Origin of the sequence: Burkholderia sp. MSHR3999, assembly GCF_000833595.1 — a bacterium.
Taxonomy (GTDB): Bacteria; Pseudomonadota; Gammaproteobacteria; order Burkholderiales; family Burkholderiaceae; genus Burkholderia; species Burkholderia ubonensis.
The window spans coordinates 711,396-729,419 of the sequence record NZ_JRFO01000007.1; the positions used below are offsets into that span (position 1 = coordinate 711,396).

Consider the following 18,024-nt stretch of genomic DNA (forward strand, 5'->3'; position numbering starts at 1 on the left):
CTCCAGCTTGCGCATCGGCAAGAGGAGGACCGGACCTCGACGACGTCATTCCGATTCCGTCCCGGCCGCCCCGCCCATTTGCTTCAGGAACCGCCGCTGCGCGGCGATCAGCTCGCGGTAGGTGAGCACCCGGTATGGCACGCCGTGGCGCGCGGCGATCGGCGCGGCGAGCGCCGCGAGCGCGTCGCAGTGGCGATGGTGCCAGGTCGGGAACAGATGATGGGTCGCGTGGCGGTGCAGCCCGCCGAGCCAGAACGCGAGCCAGCGCGGCTCGGGCAGCCAGTCGACGGCCGTATGCAGCCCGTGCTCGCGCCAGCCGTGCGGCAGCGGCTCGCAGTCGGGCGCGCGGTAGAACGCGACGTCGGCCCAATGCGTGCCGAGCAGCAGCCCGACGACGAAGCACGATGCGCACATCTGCGCGAACGCGTATGCGGCGATGACGCCGCCCCATCCGACGCCGGTGCCGTGCAGTGCCCAGACGGGCAGCGCGAGCATCAGCGCGAAGTGCGCGAGCTTCGCGCCGACGAACGTGAGCCAGCCGCGCACGCCGGGCAGCGCGCGGTGCCGCGCGACGGGCGTCTTGCCGAGCCGATCCGACCAGTCGTAGATCCAGCCGATGTACGGCATCGACAGCGCCGCGATCAGCGGCCAGTACAGGTGCTGGTAGCGGTGGTGCGGGCGGCGCGTCTGGAACGGCGTCTGGCACAGGAAGAAGTTTTCCTCGAGATCGAGATCGCGGCCCTCGATGTTCGCGTACGGGTGATGAAACGCGATGTGGCGCACGCGCCAGTACGCCGGCTCGATTCCGAGCGGCACGGTGACCGCGCGCGCGATCCACGCGTTCAGCCGGCGGCCCGCGGCGGGCGAGACGCGAGGCGGCCCGATCAGCGTGCCGTGCACGGCGTCATGCATGAAGTTGATCGCGAGCACCGCGAACAGCATCACGAACGCGACGTACCCGAGCGCGAAGCGTGCCGGGCCGCCGGCCGTCAGCGCGACACCGCCTGCGCCGAGCGCGGCGCTCAGCAGGAGGGCGCCCTTGAGCCATTGCCGCGCGTCCGCGTAGCGGTGGTCGCCCGTCCCGCGCAGGTAGGCGGCGGATGCGACGCGCAGCTCGGTGTCGAATGGCGGTGTGCCTTCGGGCCACACGTGGGTGGCGGGCCGCGGGTCCATCAGCGCGCTCCGAGCATCGCGCGGTGCCGCTCGCGCGCGAACAGGCAGGCGACCCCGTGCAGCCCGACCAGCGCGACGAGCGCACAGCCGAGCGGATCGCGCCAGCCGAACCCGATGATGAAACAGGCCGGCATCGCGAGCGCCGCCGCGCTCCAGGCGGCGCGCGCCCACGCGCGTCCGTCCGACAGCGCGCCGAGCGCGATCGTCTGCACGGCGATCCAGCCGAACAGCAGCGGCTCCTGCGGCGCGGGGAAGGTGCCTTGCCGGTGCACGTAGTAAATGACGACCGCGAACAGCGCGAGCCCGCCCGTCGCGATCCAGCCGTCGCCGATCCGCAGCGGATCGCGCGCGGGCAGCCGGGGCGCCGTGAGCCCGAGGCAGCGCAGCACCGGAATGTTGTTCGCCCAGAACGGGTTGTCGGAGCGCACCGCGTCGTGCACGCCGTAGCGGATCGGCGCATGCGGCAGTTCGCGCTGGTAGGTGCCGAACAGCTTGTCCCAGATCAGCAGCGTGCCGCCGAAGTTCCTGTCGATGTATTCCGGGTTCAGGCCGTGATGAACCCGGTGGTTCGCGGGCGTCACGAAGAAGCGGTCGAGCCAGCCGGACCGGTAGATCGTGCCGCAGTGGTTGTAGAACTGCACCGAATAGTGGAACCCGCCCACCAGCACGAACGCCTCGACGGGCACGCCAAGCACGGCGAGGCCCGCGAAGAACGGGATCGACGTAAGCGACGAGTACCACGAATTGCGCACGCCGAGCGACAGGTTGAAATGCTCGCCTTCGTGGTGGACGACGTGGACCGCCCACATCAGCGGAATCTTGTGATGCAGGCGGTGCAGCCAGTAGAAGCAGAAATCCCACGCGAAGAACGTGAAGATCCAGACGCCGGGCACGCCGAGCCGGTCGACCCAGTGCAGATTCGCGTGCGCGGACAGCCACGCAAACACCGCGACCTCGGCGCCGCGGAACAGCCACAGCACGATGTGCCCGGAATTCAGGTTGAAGATCACGTCGCGCCACGGCGCGCGCTGCCCGCGCAGCCAGCGCAGGCCGGCCACGTCGGCGACCACGAGCGCCAGCATCACGGCGAGCGGCAAAGCGAACACATTCATCAGGTGGTCCTCCGGGAGAACGCGGGCAGCCTTGCGGCGAGCATCCCGCAGACGAGCGCGACGAGCACGCCCGCCGAAATGTCGAGCGCCAGGTGGCGGCGCGTCTGTACGATCGAGTAGGTGATCGCCGCGCTCCACAGGACGACGAGCGCGCTGCGCCACGGACGGCGCGCGTCGACGAGCGCGCGCGCCGCGAGGCAGGTCAGCGCCGCGTGCAGCGACGGCAGGCAGTTCTGCGCGGAATCGCCCGCCGCGAGGAGCCGCAACGCGGCGGCGCTCGGCGACGCGCCGGCGACGGGCGGGTAGTGCAGCGTGGTCGGGAACAGCACGAAGACGATGCCGGACACGAGCGCGCCGAACTGCATCGCGCGCATCAGCCACGGCACGCGTGCGGCGTCCGCGCGAAGGTACGCGTACGGGATCAGCGCAAAGAACGACAGGTAGAGCCACACGCCGCGCGGATCGAACGGGACGAGCCGGTCGAGCGCGCTTTCGGCGAGCACCGTCCCGGGGCCCTGCAGCAGGCCGGACAGGGTATAGGCGACGCCGACCGCGCCCCAGCCGAGCGCCAGCGCGCGCAGTCGCGACGGCAGCGCGATCATCGCGCCTCCTTCGCGCGGACGATGCGGCGCCGCTTCTGCGTGAAGTCGCGCGCGGGCACGGCCGGGCTCAGTGTCCACGTGAGCGCGTCCGTGGCGACGCCGAGCCGCGCGAACACGTCGACGAGATGCTGCCGGCACGCGGCGAGCGCGCCGGAGCCCGCACCGTCCACGCCCGCGTCGACCGCGAGCGAGAGCGCGGCGGGCGCCGTCTGCGTCAGCCGGTAGTCGGCGTGCAGCGGCAGTGCTTGCGCGAGCGCCCGCGCGCAGACGTCGGCGAACACGGTGCGCGGCGTGCCGTCGCGGGCGGGCAGCACCAGCATGTCGTCGCAGCGCCCCTCGATCCGCTCGATCGCGAGCGCCGGGCTGCCGCAAGGGCAGGGCGCGCGGCGCACCGCGAGCACGTCGTCGAGCCGGTAGCGGACGATCGGCTGCGTGGCGCGCGTGAAGTCGGTGATGACCGGCACGAAGCGCGCGTCGTCGAGCCACTGCGGCTCGACGTGGAGGAATTCCTCGTTCAGGTGCAGCGTGCCGTGCGCGCAAGTCGCGCCGAGGAAGCCCTCGGTCGCCTGGTAGACCTCGTCGACGCGGCCGAACGTTTCGGCCAGCAGCACGCGGTCGAGCGGCTCCAGCACTTCGGCGACCGCGATGACGCGAGCCGGGCGCACGGCCAGCCGGCCTTCGCGCACGGCGACGGCGAGCGAGCACAGCACCTGGGCCGGCGCGACGACGATCGTCGGCCGGTACGCGTCGAGTTGCGCGACCAGCGACTCGAACGGTTCGAACAGGTCGAAGAACGCGAACGACAGCCACGGCGTGCGGACCGTCGTGTACAGCCGGTTGTTCGCGCGCAGGAACAGCGCGACCCGTTCGCGATGCAGCAGCCCATGCGGCAGCAGCTTCGCGAGCAGCACGCCGGCCCATGTCGCGCGCTCGGCCGGGCTCGCGACGAACACGCCGCGGCTGCCGGACGTGCCCGACGACAGGCCGACGCTGTAGCGTCCGAGCATCGGGCTGAAGTCGCGCGACTGCTCGGCGCGATGCGCGCACGCGAGCACATCGTCGAGCTTGAGCCCCGCGGTGTTCATCGCGTCGAAGTGCGCGAGCATCGCCGCCTTGTCCATCAGCGGCCATGCGTCGCGCGGCTGGCTCGCGTGCGGCGCGAACCACGGGCTGCGCGCGAGCACGGTGCGCGCGAATCGTTCGAGCCCGCGCGCCTGGTGGCGCTCGAGCGCCGCGCGGTCCGCGAAGCGGTGCGTGCGGGTGCGGGCGTAGGCCCACAGCAGGCGGTGCGGTTGCATCACAGTGCGCCCTCGTGTGTAAGCAGGATCGTCGCGCGGCCGCCGGCGTCGAGCTGATGCAGGCGGTCGAGCGTCGCGTAATAGGCGCGCGGATCGTCCATGATCAGGTGCGCGATCCGCGACGGTCCGCGCGGCTCGCGGTAGCCCTGCGGCGACCATGCCGAATCCGACGCGAGCAGCACCCAGCCGCTGTCGGTCGCGACGAACGCGCCGAGATGGCCGGCCGCGTGGCCGGGCAATTCGACCAGCAGGATGTCGCCGCCGGCGTTCGGCATCGCGTAAGCGTGCTCGAACGGCGCGAGCTCGGCGGGCAGCGCGACGCGCTCGAAGCTTTCGACGAAGCACGCGCGCGCGTCGAAGTCGTCCGGCATCAGGCCCGGCACGAAGCCGCGCCTGAGCGCCGCGATGCCGCGCAGCGGGCGCGTCGCGCGCCAGCCGTCTCCGGAGCAGATCATCGGCACGCCCGGGAAGTCGCGCAGGCCCGCGATGTGGTCGCCGTGGAAGTGCGACACCACGACGCCGGCGAGATCGGCGGGGCGCAGGCCTTCGCGCGCGAGCTGCGCGGCGATCGCGTCGGCGGCGTCGAAGTACACGGGCGTCACCTTGCGGTACAGCGCGAACACGCCGCGCCGCGTGTGGTCGAGGAAGTGCGACGCGTAGCCGGTGTCCCACAGCCAGCGCCGGCCGTTCGCCTGCAGCAGGTAGCAGCGCGACGGGAACGCGCACGCGGAGAAGCCGGCGCCTCGCAGCGCGACGCAGCCGGGATGGGTGCAGTAGCCTGCCTCAAATGCCGTAATGGTTGCCATGCGTACGAATCCAGTCCGCGGTGAGACGTATGCCGTCGTCGATCGAGATCGGCGGCCGGTAGCCGAGCAGCGCGGCGGCGCGCGTGTTGTCGAGCGTCATGTCGAAATGGAGCGCGCCGATCCCGTAGCGCGTGAGCAGCGGCTCGCGGCCGCGCAGGTGGCCGCTCAGCTCGGACGCGCGCGCGAGCGCGTCCAGCAGCGGATACGGCAGCGCGCGGATCCGGTAGCGCAGCTTCAGCGCATCGCCGAGCAGGCGCGCGAGCAGCGACGCGAGCGTGCACGGCTCGAAGTTCGTGATGTTGAACGCGGCGCCCGATGCGACCTGCGCGTGCGTCGCGACGCGCAGCGCATGCACGACGTTGCCGACGTAGGTCAGGTCGACGAGCGCGGCGCCGCCGCGCGGCAGCGGCAGCACGCCGCGTCGCGCGTGCAGCAGTTGCAGGATGCGCGGCACGATCACGCGGTCGTGCGGGCCGAACAGCCCGCGCGGTCGCAGCAGCACGAAGGTCGTGCCGGGATGCGCGCCGGCGAGCGCGCACAGTTCGTCTTCGGCCTGCGCCTTGGTCGCCGCGTAGTGATTCACGAAGCGCGCGGCGCGATACGACTCGTCGATGTCGCGATGATGCCGGTAGTCGAAGTAGATCGACGGCGTCGATACGTGCACGAAGCGCGGCACGCCGCGCGCGACGGCCGCTTGCGCGAGCCGGCGGGTCGCGGTCACGTTCGACGCGACGAAATCGTCGCGCCGGCCCCACGGCGACGACAGCGCCGCGCAGTGCCAGACCGCGTCGACGTCGCGCAGCAGCGCGTCGGCCTGCGCGTCGTCGAGCGTCGCGAGTTCCCCCGGCACGAACTCGGCGCCGGCCGCGCGCAACGCGGCGCCCGCTTCGAGATTGCGGCCGGTTGCGCGCACGGCGCGGCCGTCCGCCAGCAGCGCGTCGACGGCGTTGCGGCCGAGCCCGCTCGTCGCGCCGGTCACGAGGATCTTCATGCGACGAGCACCATCCCGCCGACCGTCAGTCCGGCCGCGGTGCCGATCAGCAGCGCGCGGGTGCCGCGCGTGAAGCGTCCCTGCTTGATCGCTTCGTGCAGCGCGGTCGGGATCGACGCCGCGACCTGGTTGCCGTGCTGCGCGTAGATGTCGACGAGCGAGTCCGGGCGCATGCCGAGGCGCTTGCGGATGTGTTCCATTGCGAGGTGGCTCGCCTGATGCGGGATCACGACGTCGACGTCGCGCGCCGCGTGCGCGGTGCCGCCGAACAACTGCTCGAGGAAGCCGCCGATCACCGTGGACGCGAGCCGGAACACGCGCTTGCCGTCCATCCGGAACAGGTAGTCGGCCGGCTCGGCGCCGATGCGCGGATTGCGGCGCGTGCCGCCCGCGCGGATTTCGCAGAACGCGTTGCCTGCGGGGTAGGTTTCCATCCGGAACGCCTCGATGCCGGTTGCCGCGTCGCCGCGCTCGACGATCGCGGCGGCCGCGCCGTCGCCGAAGATCAGCGACGCTTCCGGGTCGTTCCAGTCGATGCCGCGTGACGCCAGGTCCGACGCGACGATCGCGATGCGCCGGTACGCGCCGCTCGCGAGCAGGCTTGCCGCGACGTGCAGCGCGGCGACGAAGCTCAGGCAGCTCGCGTTCACGTCGAACGCGGCGGTGCCGGCCGGCAACCCGGCCGGCCCGAGAATCCGGCTCGCGGTGCTGGGCAGCGCCTGCTCGCCGACGCCCGACGCGGACAGCAGCAGGTCGATCGACGCAGGCGCGACCTGGCCGCGCCGCAGCGCGTCGCGCAGCGCGGCCGCGGCGAGCCCGGATTGCGTTTCGGCGTCGTCGGCGTAGTAGCGGACGTCGATGCCCGACTTCTTGCGCGAGAAACCCGGCGTGTGCTTGAGCAGCGCGTCAAGCTCGCCGGACGTGACGCGCCGCGACGGCAGCGCCTTGCCGGTGCAAATGATTCGAATGGGCAGCATGGCGGGGAACAGTGGAAGCGGGATGCCTTCGGTCATGCGCGAATGCGGCGCGCGATGCTTGACTTCGAGGGCCGATGACCGATTCCTGCGGAATGGATGTCAGGCGGGAAGCATTCGATGAAACAGGACACCTTTCTTTCTCTCAGTTTGATTATCTTGATCGTTATCGCGCTGCTGACGGATCCCTCTGACGCCGTTGGCGGACGCATGTCGTTCGCGACCGGGAAGCCATGTTGCAGGCCGGCCGAATGCTACCAAAATCGGTCGCCGACAGGGCGGCGTAGTTGTGCAGGGCCACCTCACGTTACTCTGCGGCGCGCATTGTGGTGCTGGCTGGCGTCCCGGGGCAGAAATCGTTCGCGCTGCGCATGAACACGCGCGCGATTGCCGGGTAATGCCGATACAGGTATTGGCACTACCAGCCAAACCACTGTTTTTAATGGGTTTTTTCGCTTCCGGCCTGCGCCGTGGCGCGTTCTGCGTGGCATAATCGACCGCATCCGCAAGGCTTGTAAGTCACAACGACCCCGCATACCCATGGCACAGACTCTCTACGACAAACTGTGGAATACCCACGTGGTCCACACCGAGGACGACGGCACGGCATTGCTCTACATCGACCGTCAGCTGCTGCATGAAGTCACGAGCCCGCAGGCGTTCGAAGGGCTGAAGATCGCGCACCGCCCGGTGTGGCGCATCAGCGCGAACCTGGCCGTGTCGGACCACAACGTGCCGACGACGGACCGCAGCCACGGCATCGCCGATCCGGTCTCGAAGCTGCAGGTCGACACGCTCGACGCGAACTGCGACAGCTTCGGCATCACCCAGTTCAAGATGAACGACGTGCGCCAGGGCATCGTCCACATCATCGGGCCGGAGCAGGGCGCGACGCTCCCCGGCATGACGATCGTGTGCGGCGATTCGCACACGTCGACGCACGGCGCGTTCGGCGCGCTCGCGCACGGCATCGGCACGTCGGAAGTCGAGCACGTGCTCGCGACGCAGACGCTGCTGCAGAAAAAGAGCAAGAACATGCTCGTGAAGGTCGACGGCGCACTGCCGCGCGGCTGCACCGCGAAGGACATCGTGCTCGCGATCATCGGCAAGATCGGCACTGCGGGCGGCACCGGCTACGCGATCGAATTCGGCGGCTCGACGATCCGCGCGCTGACGATGGAAGGCCGGATGACGGTCTGCAACATGGCGATCGAAGCGGGCGCGCGCGCCGGCATGGTTGCCGTCGACGACACGACGATCGACTACCTGAAAGGCCGTCCGTTCGTGCCGACCGGCGCGGAATGGGACCAGGCCGTCGAGTACTGGCGCCAGTTCACGTCGGACGACGGCGCGCAGTTCGACCGCGTCGTCGAGCTGAACGCGGCCGAGATCGTCCCGCAGGTCACGTGGGGCACGTCGCCGGAAATGGTCACGTCGATCGACGGCCGCGTGCCCGATCCGGAACGCGAGAAGGATCCGGTCAAGCGCGACGCGATGGAGCGCGCGCTCGCGTACATGGCGCTCGAGCCGAACACGCCGATCGAATCGATCAACGTCGACAAGATCTTCATCGGCTCGTGCACGAACGCGCGCATCGAGGACATCCGCGCGGCCGCGTACGTCGTGAAGAAGCTCGGCCGCCGCATCGCGCCGAACGTGCGGCTCGCGATGGTCGTGCCGGGCTCGGGCCTCGTGAAGGCGCAGGCCGAGCACGAAGGGCTCGACAAGGTGTTCACGAACGCCGGCTTCGAATGGCGCGAGCCGGGCTGCTCGATGTGCCTCGCGATGAATGCCGACCGCCTCGAGCCGGGCGAGCGCTGCGCGTCGACGTCGAACCGCAACTTCGAAGGCCGGCAGGGCGCGGGCGGCCGCACGCATCTCGTCAGCCCCGCGATGGCGGCGGCGGCGGCGATCGAAGGCCACTTCGTCGACATTCGCAAGCTGGGGTAACGGGACGGATCATGGAAAAATTCACAGTGCATACCGGCGTCGTGGCGCCGCTCGATCGCGAGAACGTCGACACGGACGCGATCATCCCGAAGCAGTTCCTGAAGTCGATCAAGCGCACCGGCTTCGGCCCGAACGCGTTCGACGAATGGCGTTACCTCGACCACGGCGAGCCGGGCCAGGACAACTCGAAGCGTCCGCTGAACCCGGACTTCGTGCTGAACCAGCCGCGCTACCAGGGCGCGTCGGTCCTGCTCACACGCAAGAACTTCGGCTGCGGCAGCTCGCGCGAACATGCGCCGTGGGCGCTGCAGCAGTACGGCTTCCGCGCGATCATCGCGCCGAGCTTCGCGGACATCTTCTACAACAACTGCTTCAAGAACGGCCTGCTGCCGATCGTGCTGACCGAGCAGCAGGTCGATCACCTGTTCAACGAGACGGTCGCGTTCAACGGCTATCAGCTGACGATCGATCTCGACGCGCAGGTCGTGCGCGCGCCGGACGGCCGCGAATACGCGTTCGACGTCGCCGCGTTCCGCAAGTACTGCCTGCTGAACGGCTTCGACGACATCGGCCTGACGCTGCGTCACGCGGACAAGATCCGCCAGTTCGAAGCCGAGCGGCTCGCGAAGCAGCCGTGGCTGAACCACAAGCTGGTCGGCTGACGTCGTCCTTCGAGCGGGCGCACGCCGTGCGTGCGCCGCTTCGCATACACAACCTACCCAGTCAGGAATAACGCATGAAGATTGCAGTGCTGCCCGGCGACGGCATCGGTCCGGAAATCGTCAAGGAAGCGGTGAAGGTGCTGAACGCACTCGGCGAGACGTTCGAGCTCGAGGAAGCGCCGGTCGGCGGCGCGGGCTACGAGGCGAGCGGCCATCCGCTGCCGGACGCGACGCTGAAGCTCGCGAAGGAAGCGGACGCGATCCTGTTCGGCTCGGTCGGCGACTGGAAGTACGACTCGCTCGAGCGCGCGCTGCGCCCCGAGCAGGCGATCCTCGGCCTGCGCAAGCATCTCGAGCTGTTCGCGAACTTCCGCCCGGCGATCTGCTATCCGCAGCTCGTCGATGCGTCGCCGCTGAAGCCGGAGCTGGTCGCGGGCCTCGACATCCTGATCGTGCGCGAGCTGAACGGCGACATCTACTTCGGCCAGCCGCGCGGCGTGCGCGCTGCGCCCGACGGCCCGTTCGCCGGCGCGCGCGAGGGCTTCGACACGATGCGCTATTCGGAGCCGGAAGTGCGCCGCATCGCGCACGTCGCGTTCCAGGCTGCGCGCAAGCGCGCGAAGAAGCTGCTGTCGGTCGACAAGTCGAACGTGCTCGAGACGTCGCAGTTCTGGCGCGACGTCATGATCGACGTGTCGAAGGAGTACGCAGACGTCGAGCTGTCGCACATGTACGTCGACAACGCGGCGATGCAGCTCGCGAAGGCGCCGAAGCAGTTCGACGTGATCGTGACCGGCAACATGTTCGGCGACATCCTGTCCGACGAGGCGTCGATGCTGACCGGCTCGATCGGCATGCTGCCGTCGGCGTCGCTCGACAAGAACAACAAGGGCCTGTACGAGCCGTCGCACGGCTCGGCGCCCGACATCGCGGGCAAGGGCATCGCGAACCCGCTCGCGACGATCCTGTCGGCCGCGATGCTGCTGCGCTACTCGCTGAACCGCGCGGAGCAGGCCGATCGCATCGAGCGCGCGGTGAAAAAGGTGCTCGAGCAGGGCTACCGCACCGGCGACATCGCGACGCCGGGCTGCCGGCAGGTCGGCACGGTCGCGATGGGTGACGCGGTGGTCGCGGCGCTGTAAGAAGGCGGTAAAGGGTGCGAACGCGGCCGTGAAAAAACGGCCCGTTCGCGCCGGGTTGGCCGTTGTGCGGCCAGACAGGTTTGTGTAGACTCGTGCGATGGCGCTGATTTCCCTGATCTCCCCGGTCTTGAAACTCCACGGCAACACTGCCCGTGCGGTTACGCGCGCCATCGTCATCACGAAAACCATTACCACGAAAGCGATCATTAAACGCTGATCGTCCGTCGTGCCCGCCTGTTTCCCCGCGCGGTCACGCCGGGGGCGGAAATGGCGGGGAAGCTCCATTCAAAGGGTTAGTCATGAACGTAGGTCTCGTAGGTTGGCGCGGCATGGTCGGCAGCGTCCTGATGCAGCGCATGCAGGAAGAGGGCGATTTCGACCTGATCGAACCGGTGTTTTTCAGCACCAGCAACACGGGCGGCAAGGCGCCGTCGTTCGCGAAAAACGAGACCACGCTCAAGGACGCGACCAACGTCGACGAGCTGAAGAAGTGCGACGTGATCATCACGTGCCAGGGCGGCGACTACACGAACGACGTGTTCCCGAAGCTGCGCGCGGCCGGCTGGAACGGCTACTGGATCGACGCGGCGTCGTCGCTGCGGATGAACGACGACGCGGTCATCATCCTCGATCCGGTCAACCTCGACGTGATCAAGGACGCGCTCGTCAAGGGCACGAAGAACTTCATCGGCGGCAACTGCACGGTCAGCCTGATGCTGATGGCGCTCGGCGGCCTGTTCCGCGAGAACCTCGTCGACTGGATGACGGCGATGACCTACCAGGCCGCATCGGGCGCGGGCGCGCAGAACATGCGCGAGCTGCTGTCGCAGATGGGCGCGCTGAACGGCGCGGTGCAGGAACAGCTGGCCGATCCGGCGTCCGCGATCCTCGACATCGACCGCCGCGTGCTGGCCGCGATGAACAGCGACGCGATGCCGACCAGCCACTTCGGCGTGCCGCTCGCGGGCTCGCTGATTCCGTGGATCGACAAGGATCTCGGCAACGGGATGTCGAAGGAAGAGTGGAAGGGCGGCGCGGAAACCAACAAGATCCTCGGCAAGCCGGCGATGGGCGAGCCGGGCTCGATCCCGGTCGACGGCCTGTGCGTGCGGATCGGCGCGATGCGCTGCCACTCGCAGGCGCTGACGATCAAGCTGAACAAGGACGTGCCGCTCGACGAAATCAACGGCATCCTCGCGTCGGCGAACGACTGGGTGAAGGTCGTGCCGAACGAGCGCGAAGCGTCGATGCGCGACCTGTCGCCGGCGAAGATCACGGGCACGCTGTCGGTGCCGGTCGGCCGCCTGCGCAAGCTCGCGATGGGCGGCGAATACCTGTCGGCGTTCACCGTCGGCGACCAGTTGCTGTGGGGCGCGGCCGAGCCGCTGCGCCGCATGCTGCGCATCCTGCTCGACAAGTAAGCCCGAAAGGGGCATTCGGCCCGCGGGCCGAATGGTCCACGCAACAAGCGCGCCGTGCCGGCCGTGACGATGTCACGGTCCGGCGCGGCGCGTTTTTCATGTGCGCGTCAGCGCATGTTCAGCACCGCCTGGTCGACGGCCTGCTGCGTCTTGATCGTCTGCGCGTTCGCCTGGTAATTGCGCTGCGCGGTGATCAGGTTGACGAGCTGGACCGTCAGGTCGACGTTCGAGTTTTCCAGCGCGCTGCCCTGCAGCACGCCGTGGTTCGTGCTGCCCGGCGCGGAAATCTGCGGCACGCCCGACGCAGAGGACTCCGCGTACTGGTTGCCGCCGAGGTTCACGAGGCCGTTCGGGTTGTTGAAGTTCGCGAGCGCGATCTGGCCGAGCACCGCGCTTTGGCCGTTCGAGTAGTTGCCGCTCAGCTTGCCGTCGGCGCCGATCGAGAAGGTCGTCAGCGTGCCGCTCGCGAAGCCGTCCTGCGCGAGGTTGTTCACGCCGTCCTTGCCGCCGTACTGGGTCGTGCCGGTCAGGTCGAGCGTCAGCTTCTGCGGCGTCAGGGAGCCGCCGGTGGCCGGGATCGTGAACTGGAACTGGCCGGTCGAGCCGGTGACGGGCGCGACCGGCGTCGTGCTCGCGATCTGGCCCGACGTGTTGAACGAGATGGTGCCGAGACTGGTCGGCGTCTGGCCCTTGACGCCCGCATACGCCTGCCACGTGCCGGCCGGCGCCGGCGCCCCGCTCTTCACGAAATACATGTCGACCTGCTGCGCGCCGCCGAGCGAGTCGTACACCTGGATCGACGTCATGTAGTTGTACGTCGTGCTGTCGGTCGCGGAGAACGGCGTCGTGACCGGCACCTTGTCCTGCGAATTCAGGTTGAACTGGCCGGTGATCCTGGTCGTCGCGGTCGGCGCGAGGTTGGTGGTCGGCGCTTGCATCGGCACGGTGGCCGCGGTGTTGATCACGCTGCCCGCGGTCGCGTTGTAGCCCATCAGGTTGCGGCCGTGCGAGTCGACGATGAAGCCGTTCTTGTCGCGATGGAACGTGCCGTCGCGCGAATACGTGACCACGCCGTTGTTCGACATCTGGAAGAAGCCGTTGCCGTTGATCGCGACGTCGAGCGCGTTGCCCGTCGTGTTGATCGTGCCCTGGCCGAACTGCTGATCGATCGACGCGAGCCCCGTGCCGATACCGATCTGGGTGTTGACCGACGTCGCGACCGAGTTCGCATACATGTCGGAGAAGTGCGCGCGGCTTTGCTTGAAGCCGACCGTGTTCGCGTTCGCGATGTTGTTGCCGATCACGTCGAGATTGTTCGACGCGCCGGCCAACCCGCTCAAGCCTTGCTGATAGCCCATGTTCGGTCCCCGTAACGAGCTGGTAAAGGAATGCAGTCGCGCGACTGCACGGTAAAACTCCCTGAAATCTCGTCGCGTCAGTCCGGCCGATCGTGATGGTCGAATTGCGCTGATTCTTATTTGCGGTTGATCGTAGCGGTGATCGTTCTCGAATTTGTGTAAATTTGTGTAATGCGGATGAATAGCAAACGAAAGGTCGATTTTTGAGGGGGTTGGGGGAGCTCTGATGGGCTTGGGAGCCTTGCTGGGCGGGAGATTTGATGGGGTGAATGGTCAATTCGTCGATTAGATGGAAGAATTGACTTCTTATCGATCGATTGAAATGGTTTTGAATGTGATTCGGGTGCTGGGGCTGGATTTATTTGAATTTTATGCCTTGATTTCATTAACGGCAGGCGCGGCGAATTATTGATAGTGGAGATGACGCTTTGTTCTCGGGCTGCGGGTTTTCGCCGGCGGTTTGGGGGCGGCGCGGGTCGCGCGCGAAATGCCCGGCGCAAAAACGTGAAAGCCCCGAACCGCTTGCGCGGCCGGAGCTTTCTTGCATCGATTCCTTTGGCACGAGGAGAGGATGCGTCGCGGAGTATAAGCCGGTGGATTCGTTCCCGGCAGGAGGTTAATGTAGGGAGCTGCCGCAATTGCCGACGTTTTGTTTGCGAACCGGGCGGGGCGGCCCCGATTGTGCCGCCGGACCGTGCTGGCGCCGCCTGAAACGCCGCGTGCGTGCGGGCCGGTGCGCGGCAACCGGGGACGAATTCGGCCCGAATCCGGGCGCGTGAAGTAAACTACGCGGTTACGACGCGCAGACCAGCGGAAAGCGTCGCGTTCTGCGCGGCGCTTTTGCATTTCTGCGGCGACTTTTTTTGACGCTTCCAAACGCGAATCCGAGCCGCGCGCCAGCGTGGCGATAGAGCCAACGATGTCCCGAATTTCCTTGTTTCCGCGTCAGTCCCGTCTGTCGCGCGCCGTGAGCGGCGTGCTGGCGATCCTCGCGCTCGGCGCCGTCGCGCCGGCCTGGGCGGCCGGCGCCAGCGACACCGCGGCGACCGCTGCCGGCGCTGCCGCGCCGCTCACGATCACGGTCCAGCCGGGCCAGTCCCTGAACGACATCGCGATTGCGGCCACGCAGTCGCACGATCCCGGCGTGATCGCCCGGGCCGGGCGCGCGTTGTTCGACGCGAATCCGCAGGCGTTCATGAAGCGCGATCCGAGCCGCCTGAAGCTCGGCGCGGCGCTGACGGTGCCGGCGCTCGATGCGACGGGCGCGGCGATCGCGTCCGGCGCGTCCGGCGCGTCGGCGGCTTCCGTGACGACGGCGGCGTCCGCCGGCGCGGCGTCCGCGCCGCATCCCGCTTCGGCGGCGCATGCGGCGTCGGCGGTGCAGGGCGCGCCCGCGGCATCCGCCGTTCATCCGGCGCAGACGAGCGACGCGCATGCGGCGGCGGCAACCGCAGGCGCGTCGGCTGCCGTCGGCGCGTCCGCCGCGCACGGCGCGTCCGGGCCCGGCGCCGAGCCTGCGGCGCAGCAGGCCGGCGCTAGCGGGCCGCACGTGTGGAGCGGCTCGATTCAGGCTGCGCCGTCGTCTGCCAGCGAAGCGGTTGCGCCGTCGACGCCGGGCGTTCCGGCGGCCGGCTCGCATGCCGCCCCGGGCGCGGCGCCGGTGGCGGCCGCGTCGCAGGCGCGTCCGTCCAGTCTGCAACAGTTGCTCGCACTGAAGAATCGCGTGCTGATGGAACTGCAGAAACACGGGATCGGCAAGCCGGCCGCAACCGGCGCGGCGGCCGACGCGGGGCGTCCGCAGGCACCGTCCGCGCCGCGTCCGGCGGCCGGCGACGCAGACGCGTCCGCCGCTGCGCCGGGCGCCAGCGAGGCCGCGGCGACCGGCGGCGCGGCAAGTGCGGCGCAACCGCAGACGCCGCCGGTGCGTCCGGTGACGACGACCGGCGCGGCCGGGCGGGTCGACTGGCGCCCCGTTGCCGCGGCCGGCGCGGCAGCGGCGCTGCTGGTGGCCGGCTTCATGTGGCGCAAGCGCCGCAACGCGCGGCGCGGCGCTGCCGAGGCGGCTTCCGGCGCCGACGACGTGAAGCCGTCGGTCGTGGAGGCGTTGCCGATCCAGCCCGAGACGCCGGTGTCGCGCGATGCGGCAGCCGACGTGCATCTGGCGGCCGCGACCGCGGAGGCGGTGGAGACTGTGGAGGCGCACGAAGCCCACGACGCTCAGGTGGCGTCGTTGTCCGCCGAGCCTGGCCATGCCGATTCCACGCCGCACGCGCAGGAGGCGGGCGAGGTGGCGCAAGCGGCGGACGCCGTCCACGACGAGCAGCCGACCGATGCCACGGCCAACGCGCCAGCCGACAAGCCGCTCGAAGCGCCTGCCCACGCACCGTCTGACGCGCCGGCCGCCCCGGCGGCGGACACGCACCAAGCGCTGATGCAGAGCGCGATCGCCGCGCTCGACAGTCTCGACATGCCGCTGCCGCCGCGCGTGTCGGACGAAGCGTCGCTGTCGACGACCGAACCGGCCCCGAAGGCAGGGCTTTTTGTCGACGACAAGAGCGCAACTAACGGTCAATCCGCCACGCGCCCGCCGGTTGGTGCTGGCGACCAGACCCCGGAACAACCTGCCGAGCAGGAAGAAGAGCCGGAATGGGACGGCGGCGCGACCCTGCCCGGCCGTTCGGGCGCGACGTCCTCGGCGCCCGCGTTCGCACCGCTCGGCGGCGCGCAGTTCGGCGCGCTGAAGCTCGATTTCGATCTCGACCTGCCGGCCGCGCCCGGCGTGGCGCCGCCTGCGCTCACGCCGGACGAGCTGGCGCGCATTGCGCGCAACAAGCTCGAACTCGCCGGCGAATACGTCGAGCTGGGCGATCTGGCCGGCGCACGCACGCTGCTGCAGGAAGTGATCGACGCGAACGACGCCGCGACGCGCGACGACGCGCGCGCGCTGCTGGCGAAACTGGCGGACGAGGCGTGATGCGGATCGCGCTGGGCATCCAATACGACGGCGCGGCGTTTTGCGGCTGGCAGTCGCAGCCGCACGGCAAGACCGTGCAGGACGCGCTCGAGCGCGCGCTGGCCGAGTTCGCGCAGACGCCGCTGCATACGACGGTGGCGGGGCGCACCGACACCGGCGTGCACGGCCTCGGGCAGGTCGTGCACTTCGACACCGAGCTGGATCGCGCCGACTTCTCGTGGGTCCGCGGCACCAACGCGTTCCTGCCGTCGACGGTCGCGGTGCAATGGGCGAAGCCGATGCCGGACGCATTCCACGCGCGCTTCTCGGCGTTCGAGCGCACCTACTACTACGCGCTGTACGTGCATCCGGTGCGCTCGCCGATGCTCGACGCGCGCGCCGGCTGGATCCACACGCCGCTCGACGACGACGCGATGCGCGCGGCCGCGGCGCACCTGATCGGCGAGCACGACTTCTCGGCGTTCCGGTCGTCGGAATGCCAGTCGAAGACGCCGGTCAAGCACCTGTACCAGATCGACATCCGGCGCGCGGGCCACTTCCTGCATTTCCGGTTCCGCGCCAACGCGTTCCTGCACCACATGGTGCGCAACCTGATGGGCTGCCTCGTCGCGGTCGGCCGCGGCCGCTATCCGGCCGAATGGATCGCGGACGTGCTGGCCGGGCGCGACCGCAACCGCGCGGCGCCCACGTTCATGGCCGACGGGCTGTATCTCGCCCACGTCGGCTACCCGGCGGAATTCGCCGTCCCGTCCGCGCAGCTCGGCAGCGTGCCGTGGAGCGGCGTCTGGGCTGATCTGGATCCACAACCATGACCGACACCGCGCGCTCTTTCGATCCCGCCGCTGCGCCGCCGCGCACGCGCATCAAGCTGTGCGGCCTGTCGCGCCCCGACGACGTGCTGCACGCGGCGGCGCTCGGCGCCGACGCGATCGGCCTCGTGTTCTACCCGAAGAGCCCGCGCGCGGTGACGATCGCGCAGGCGGCGGAGCTGGCGCGCCTCGCGCCGCCGTTCGTGTCGGTCGTCGGCCTGTTCGTGAACGCGACGGCCGACGAGATCGAGGCGGTGGTGCGCGACGTGCCGCTGACGCTGCTGCAGTTCCACGGAGACGAAACGCCGGAGCAATGCGACGCGCTCGGCCGTGCGGCGCGGCTGCCGTGGCTGCGCGCGGTGCGTGTCGGCCCCTCGACGCAGTCGGCCGATTTGGTAGAATCGGCACTTCATTATTCGAAAGCGCGCGGCCTCCTGTTCGACACCCTCGTGCCGGACTACGGCGGCAGCGGCAAGGTCTTCGATTGGTCACTTATTCCCGCAGAGCTCGCGCGTCGGGCCGTTTTGAGTGGTGGCTTGAACGCGCAAAACGTCGGTGACGCGATCCGCCAGCTGCGTCCTTTCGCTGTCGATGTCTCGAGCGGCATCGAAGTGGAGGGCGCAAAGGGCGTGAAGGATCACGCCCGGATGGCGGCGTTCGTGCGCGCGGTGCGCGAAGCGGACGCCGGGTGATGCATGCCGGTGCGGCGGCCCCCAGGAAGCGGGGCGCCCACCGGCCGATCGAGAGTGACA

General features: G+C 69.2%; 17 protein-coding genes. 9 read left to right on the forward strand and 8 right to left on the reverse strand.

Annotated features, from left to right (window positions below):
* Positions 1 to 45: 45 nt before the first annotated feature.
* The 7 genes from KY49_RS26670 to KY49_RS26700 are packed head-to-tail and all read right to left on the reverse strand — an operon-like array spanning position 46 to position 6,995.
* The gene (locus KY49_RS26670) at positions 46 to 1,173 is read right to left on the reverse strand and encodes a fatty acid desaturase family protein (protein ID WP_042587425.1); all 1,128 of its coding nucleotides are present in this window, start codon (positions 1,171 to 1,173) and stop codon (positions 46 to 48) included.
* Entirely contained in the window at positions 1,173 to 2,285 is a 1,113-nt protein-coding gene (locus KY49_RS26675) for a sterol desaturase family protein (protein ID WP_042587426.1), read from the reverse strand. The genes KY49_RS26670 and KY49_RS26675 overlap by 1 nt, the downstream gene beginning before the upstream one ends.
* Entirely contained in the window at positions 2,285 to 2,887 is a 603-nt protein-coding gene (locus KY49_RS26680; protein WP_042587427.1) for a phosphatase PAP2 family protein, read from the reverse strand. The genes KY49_RS26675 and KY49_RS26680 overlap by 1 nt, the downstream gene beginning before the upstream one ends.
* Positions 2,884 to 4,185, reverse strand: coding sequence for a F390 synthetase-related protein (locus KY49_RS26685; RefSeq protein ID WP_042587428.1), 1,302 nt, complete (start codon positions 4,183 to 4,185; stop codon positions 2,884 to 2,886). The genes KY49_RS26680 and KY49_RS26685 overlap by 4 nt, the downstream gene beginning before the upstream one ends.
* Entirely contained in the window at positions 4,185 to 4,991 is an 807-nt protein-coding gene (locus KY49_RS26690) for an MBL fold metallo-hydrolase (protein ID WP_042587429.1), read from the reverse strand. Before KY49_RS26690 ends, KY49_RS26685 begins: the two co-directional genes overlap by 1 nt.
* Positions 4,969 to 5,982: an NAD-dependent epimerase/dehydratase family protein gene (locus tag KY49_RS26695; protein ID WP_042587430.1), complete on the reverse strand. Its 1,014-nt coding sequence runs from the start codon at positions 5,980 to 5,982 to the stop codon at positions 4,969 to 4,971. The genes KY49_RS26690 and KY49_RS26695 overlap by 23 nt, the downstream gene beginning before the upstream one ends.
* Positions 5,979 to 6,995 (reverse strand): 3-oxoacyl-[acyl-carrier-protein] synthase III C-terminal domain-containing protein, encoded by a 1,017-nt coding sequence (locus KY49_RS26700; protein ID WP_231636490.1) that lies wholly within the window; start codon positions 6,993 to 6,995, stop codon positions 5,979 to 5,981. Before KY49_RS26700 ends, KY49_RS26695 begins: the two co-directional genes overlap by 4 nt.
* 501 nt (positions 6,996 to 7,496) lie before the next feature.
* Here KY49_RS26700 and leuC point away from each other — a divergent pair.
* From leuC to asd, 5 genes are all read left to right on the forward strand, one after another.
* Positions 7,497 to 8,906 carry a 3-isopropylmalate dehydratase large subunit gene (gene leuC / locus KY49_RS26705; protein WP_010099618.1) on the forward strand — a complete coding sequence of 470 codons (1,410 nt, stop codon included), beginning with the start codon at positions 7,497 to 7,499 and terminating at the stop codon, positions 8,904 to 8,906.
* Between the two features lie 11 nt (positions 8,907 to 8,917).
* Positions 8,918 to 9,568, forward strand: a complete 651-nt coding sequence (leuD, locus tag KY49_RS26710; RefSeq protein ID WP_010099619.1) for a 3-isopropylmalate dehydratase small subunit — start codon at positions 8,918 to 8,920, stop codon at positions 9,566 to 9,568.
* 74 nt (positions 9,569 to 9,642) lie between these two features.
* Positions 9,643 to 10,710, forward strand: coding sequence for a 3-isopropylmalate dehydrogenase (gene leuB, locus KY49_RS26715; protein ID WP_042587431.1), 1,068 nt, complete (start codon positions 9,643 to 9,645; stop codon positions 10,708 to 10,710).
* A gap of 97 nt (positions 10,711 to 10,807) precedes the next feature.
* On the forward strand, positions 10,808 to 10,927 hold the full coding sequence (locus KY49_RS26720; protein ID WP_042587432.1) for a hypothetical protein: 120 nt from the start codon (positions 10,808 to 10,810) through the stop codon (positions 10,925 to 10,927).
* Positions 10,928 to 11,009: 82 nt separating this feature from the next.
* Positions 11,010 to 12,131 carry an aspartate-semialdehyde dehydrogenase gene (gene asd / locus KY49_RS26725; RefSeq protein WP_042587433.1) on the forward strand — a complete coding sequence of 374 codons (1,122 nt, stop codon included), beginning with the start codon at positions 11,010 to 11,012 and terminating at the stop codon, positions 12,129 to 12,131.
* 107 nt (positions 12,132 to 12,238) lie between these two features.
* Here the strand turns inward: asd and flgE are convergent, their stop codons facing one another.
* Positions 12,239 to 13,489, reverse strand: coding sequence for a flagellar hook protein FlgE (gene flgE / locus KY49_RS26730; protein WP_042587434.1), 1,251 nt, complete (start codon positions 13,487 to 13,489; stop codon positions 12,239 to 12,241).
* 289 nt (positions 13,490 to 13,778) lie between these two features.
* Between flgE and KY49_RS39050 the strand changes: the two genes are divergently transcribed.
* The 4 genes from KY49_RS39050 (at position 13,779) to KY49_RS26745 (ending at position 17,964) form a co-directional block, all read left to right on the forward strand.
* Complete coding sequence (locus KY49_RS39050) at positions 13,779 to 13,901, forward strand: hypothetical protein (protein WP_269433327.1); 123 nt, start codon at positions 13,779 to 13,781, stop codon at positions 13,899 to 13,901.
* Between the two features lie 507 nt (positions 13,902 to 14,408).
* Positions 14,409 to 16,463 (forward strand): FimV/HubP family polar landmark protein, encoded by a 2,055-nt coding sequence (locus tag KY49_RS26735; protein ID WP_042587435.1) that lies wholly within the window; start codon positions 14,409 to 14,411, stop codon positions 16,461 to 16,463.
* Positions 16,463 to 17,275, forward strand: coding sequence for a tRNA pseudouridine(38-40) synthase TruA (truA, locus tag KY49_RS26740; protein WP_042587436.1), 813 nt, complete (start codon positions 16,463 to 16,465; stop codon positions 17,273 to 17,275). The genes KY49_RS26735 and truA overlap by 1 nt, the downstream gene beginning before the upstream one ends.
* Positions 17,272 to 17,964, forward strand: a complete 693-nt coding sequence (locus KY49_RS26745; RefSeq protein ID WP_042587437.1) for a phosphoribosylanthranilate isomerase — start codon at positions 17,272 to 17,274, stop codon at positions 17,962 to 17,964. Before truA ends, KY49_RS26745 begins: the two co-directional genes overlap by 4 nt.
* Positions 17,965 to 18,024 lie beyond the last annotated feature (60 nt).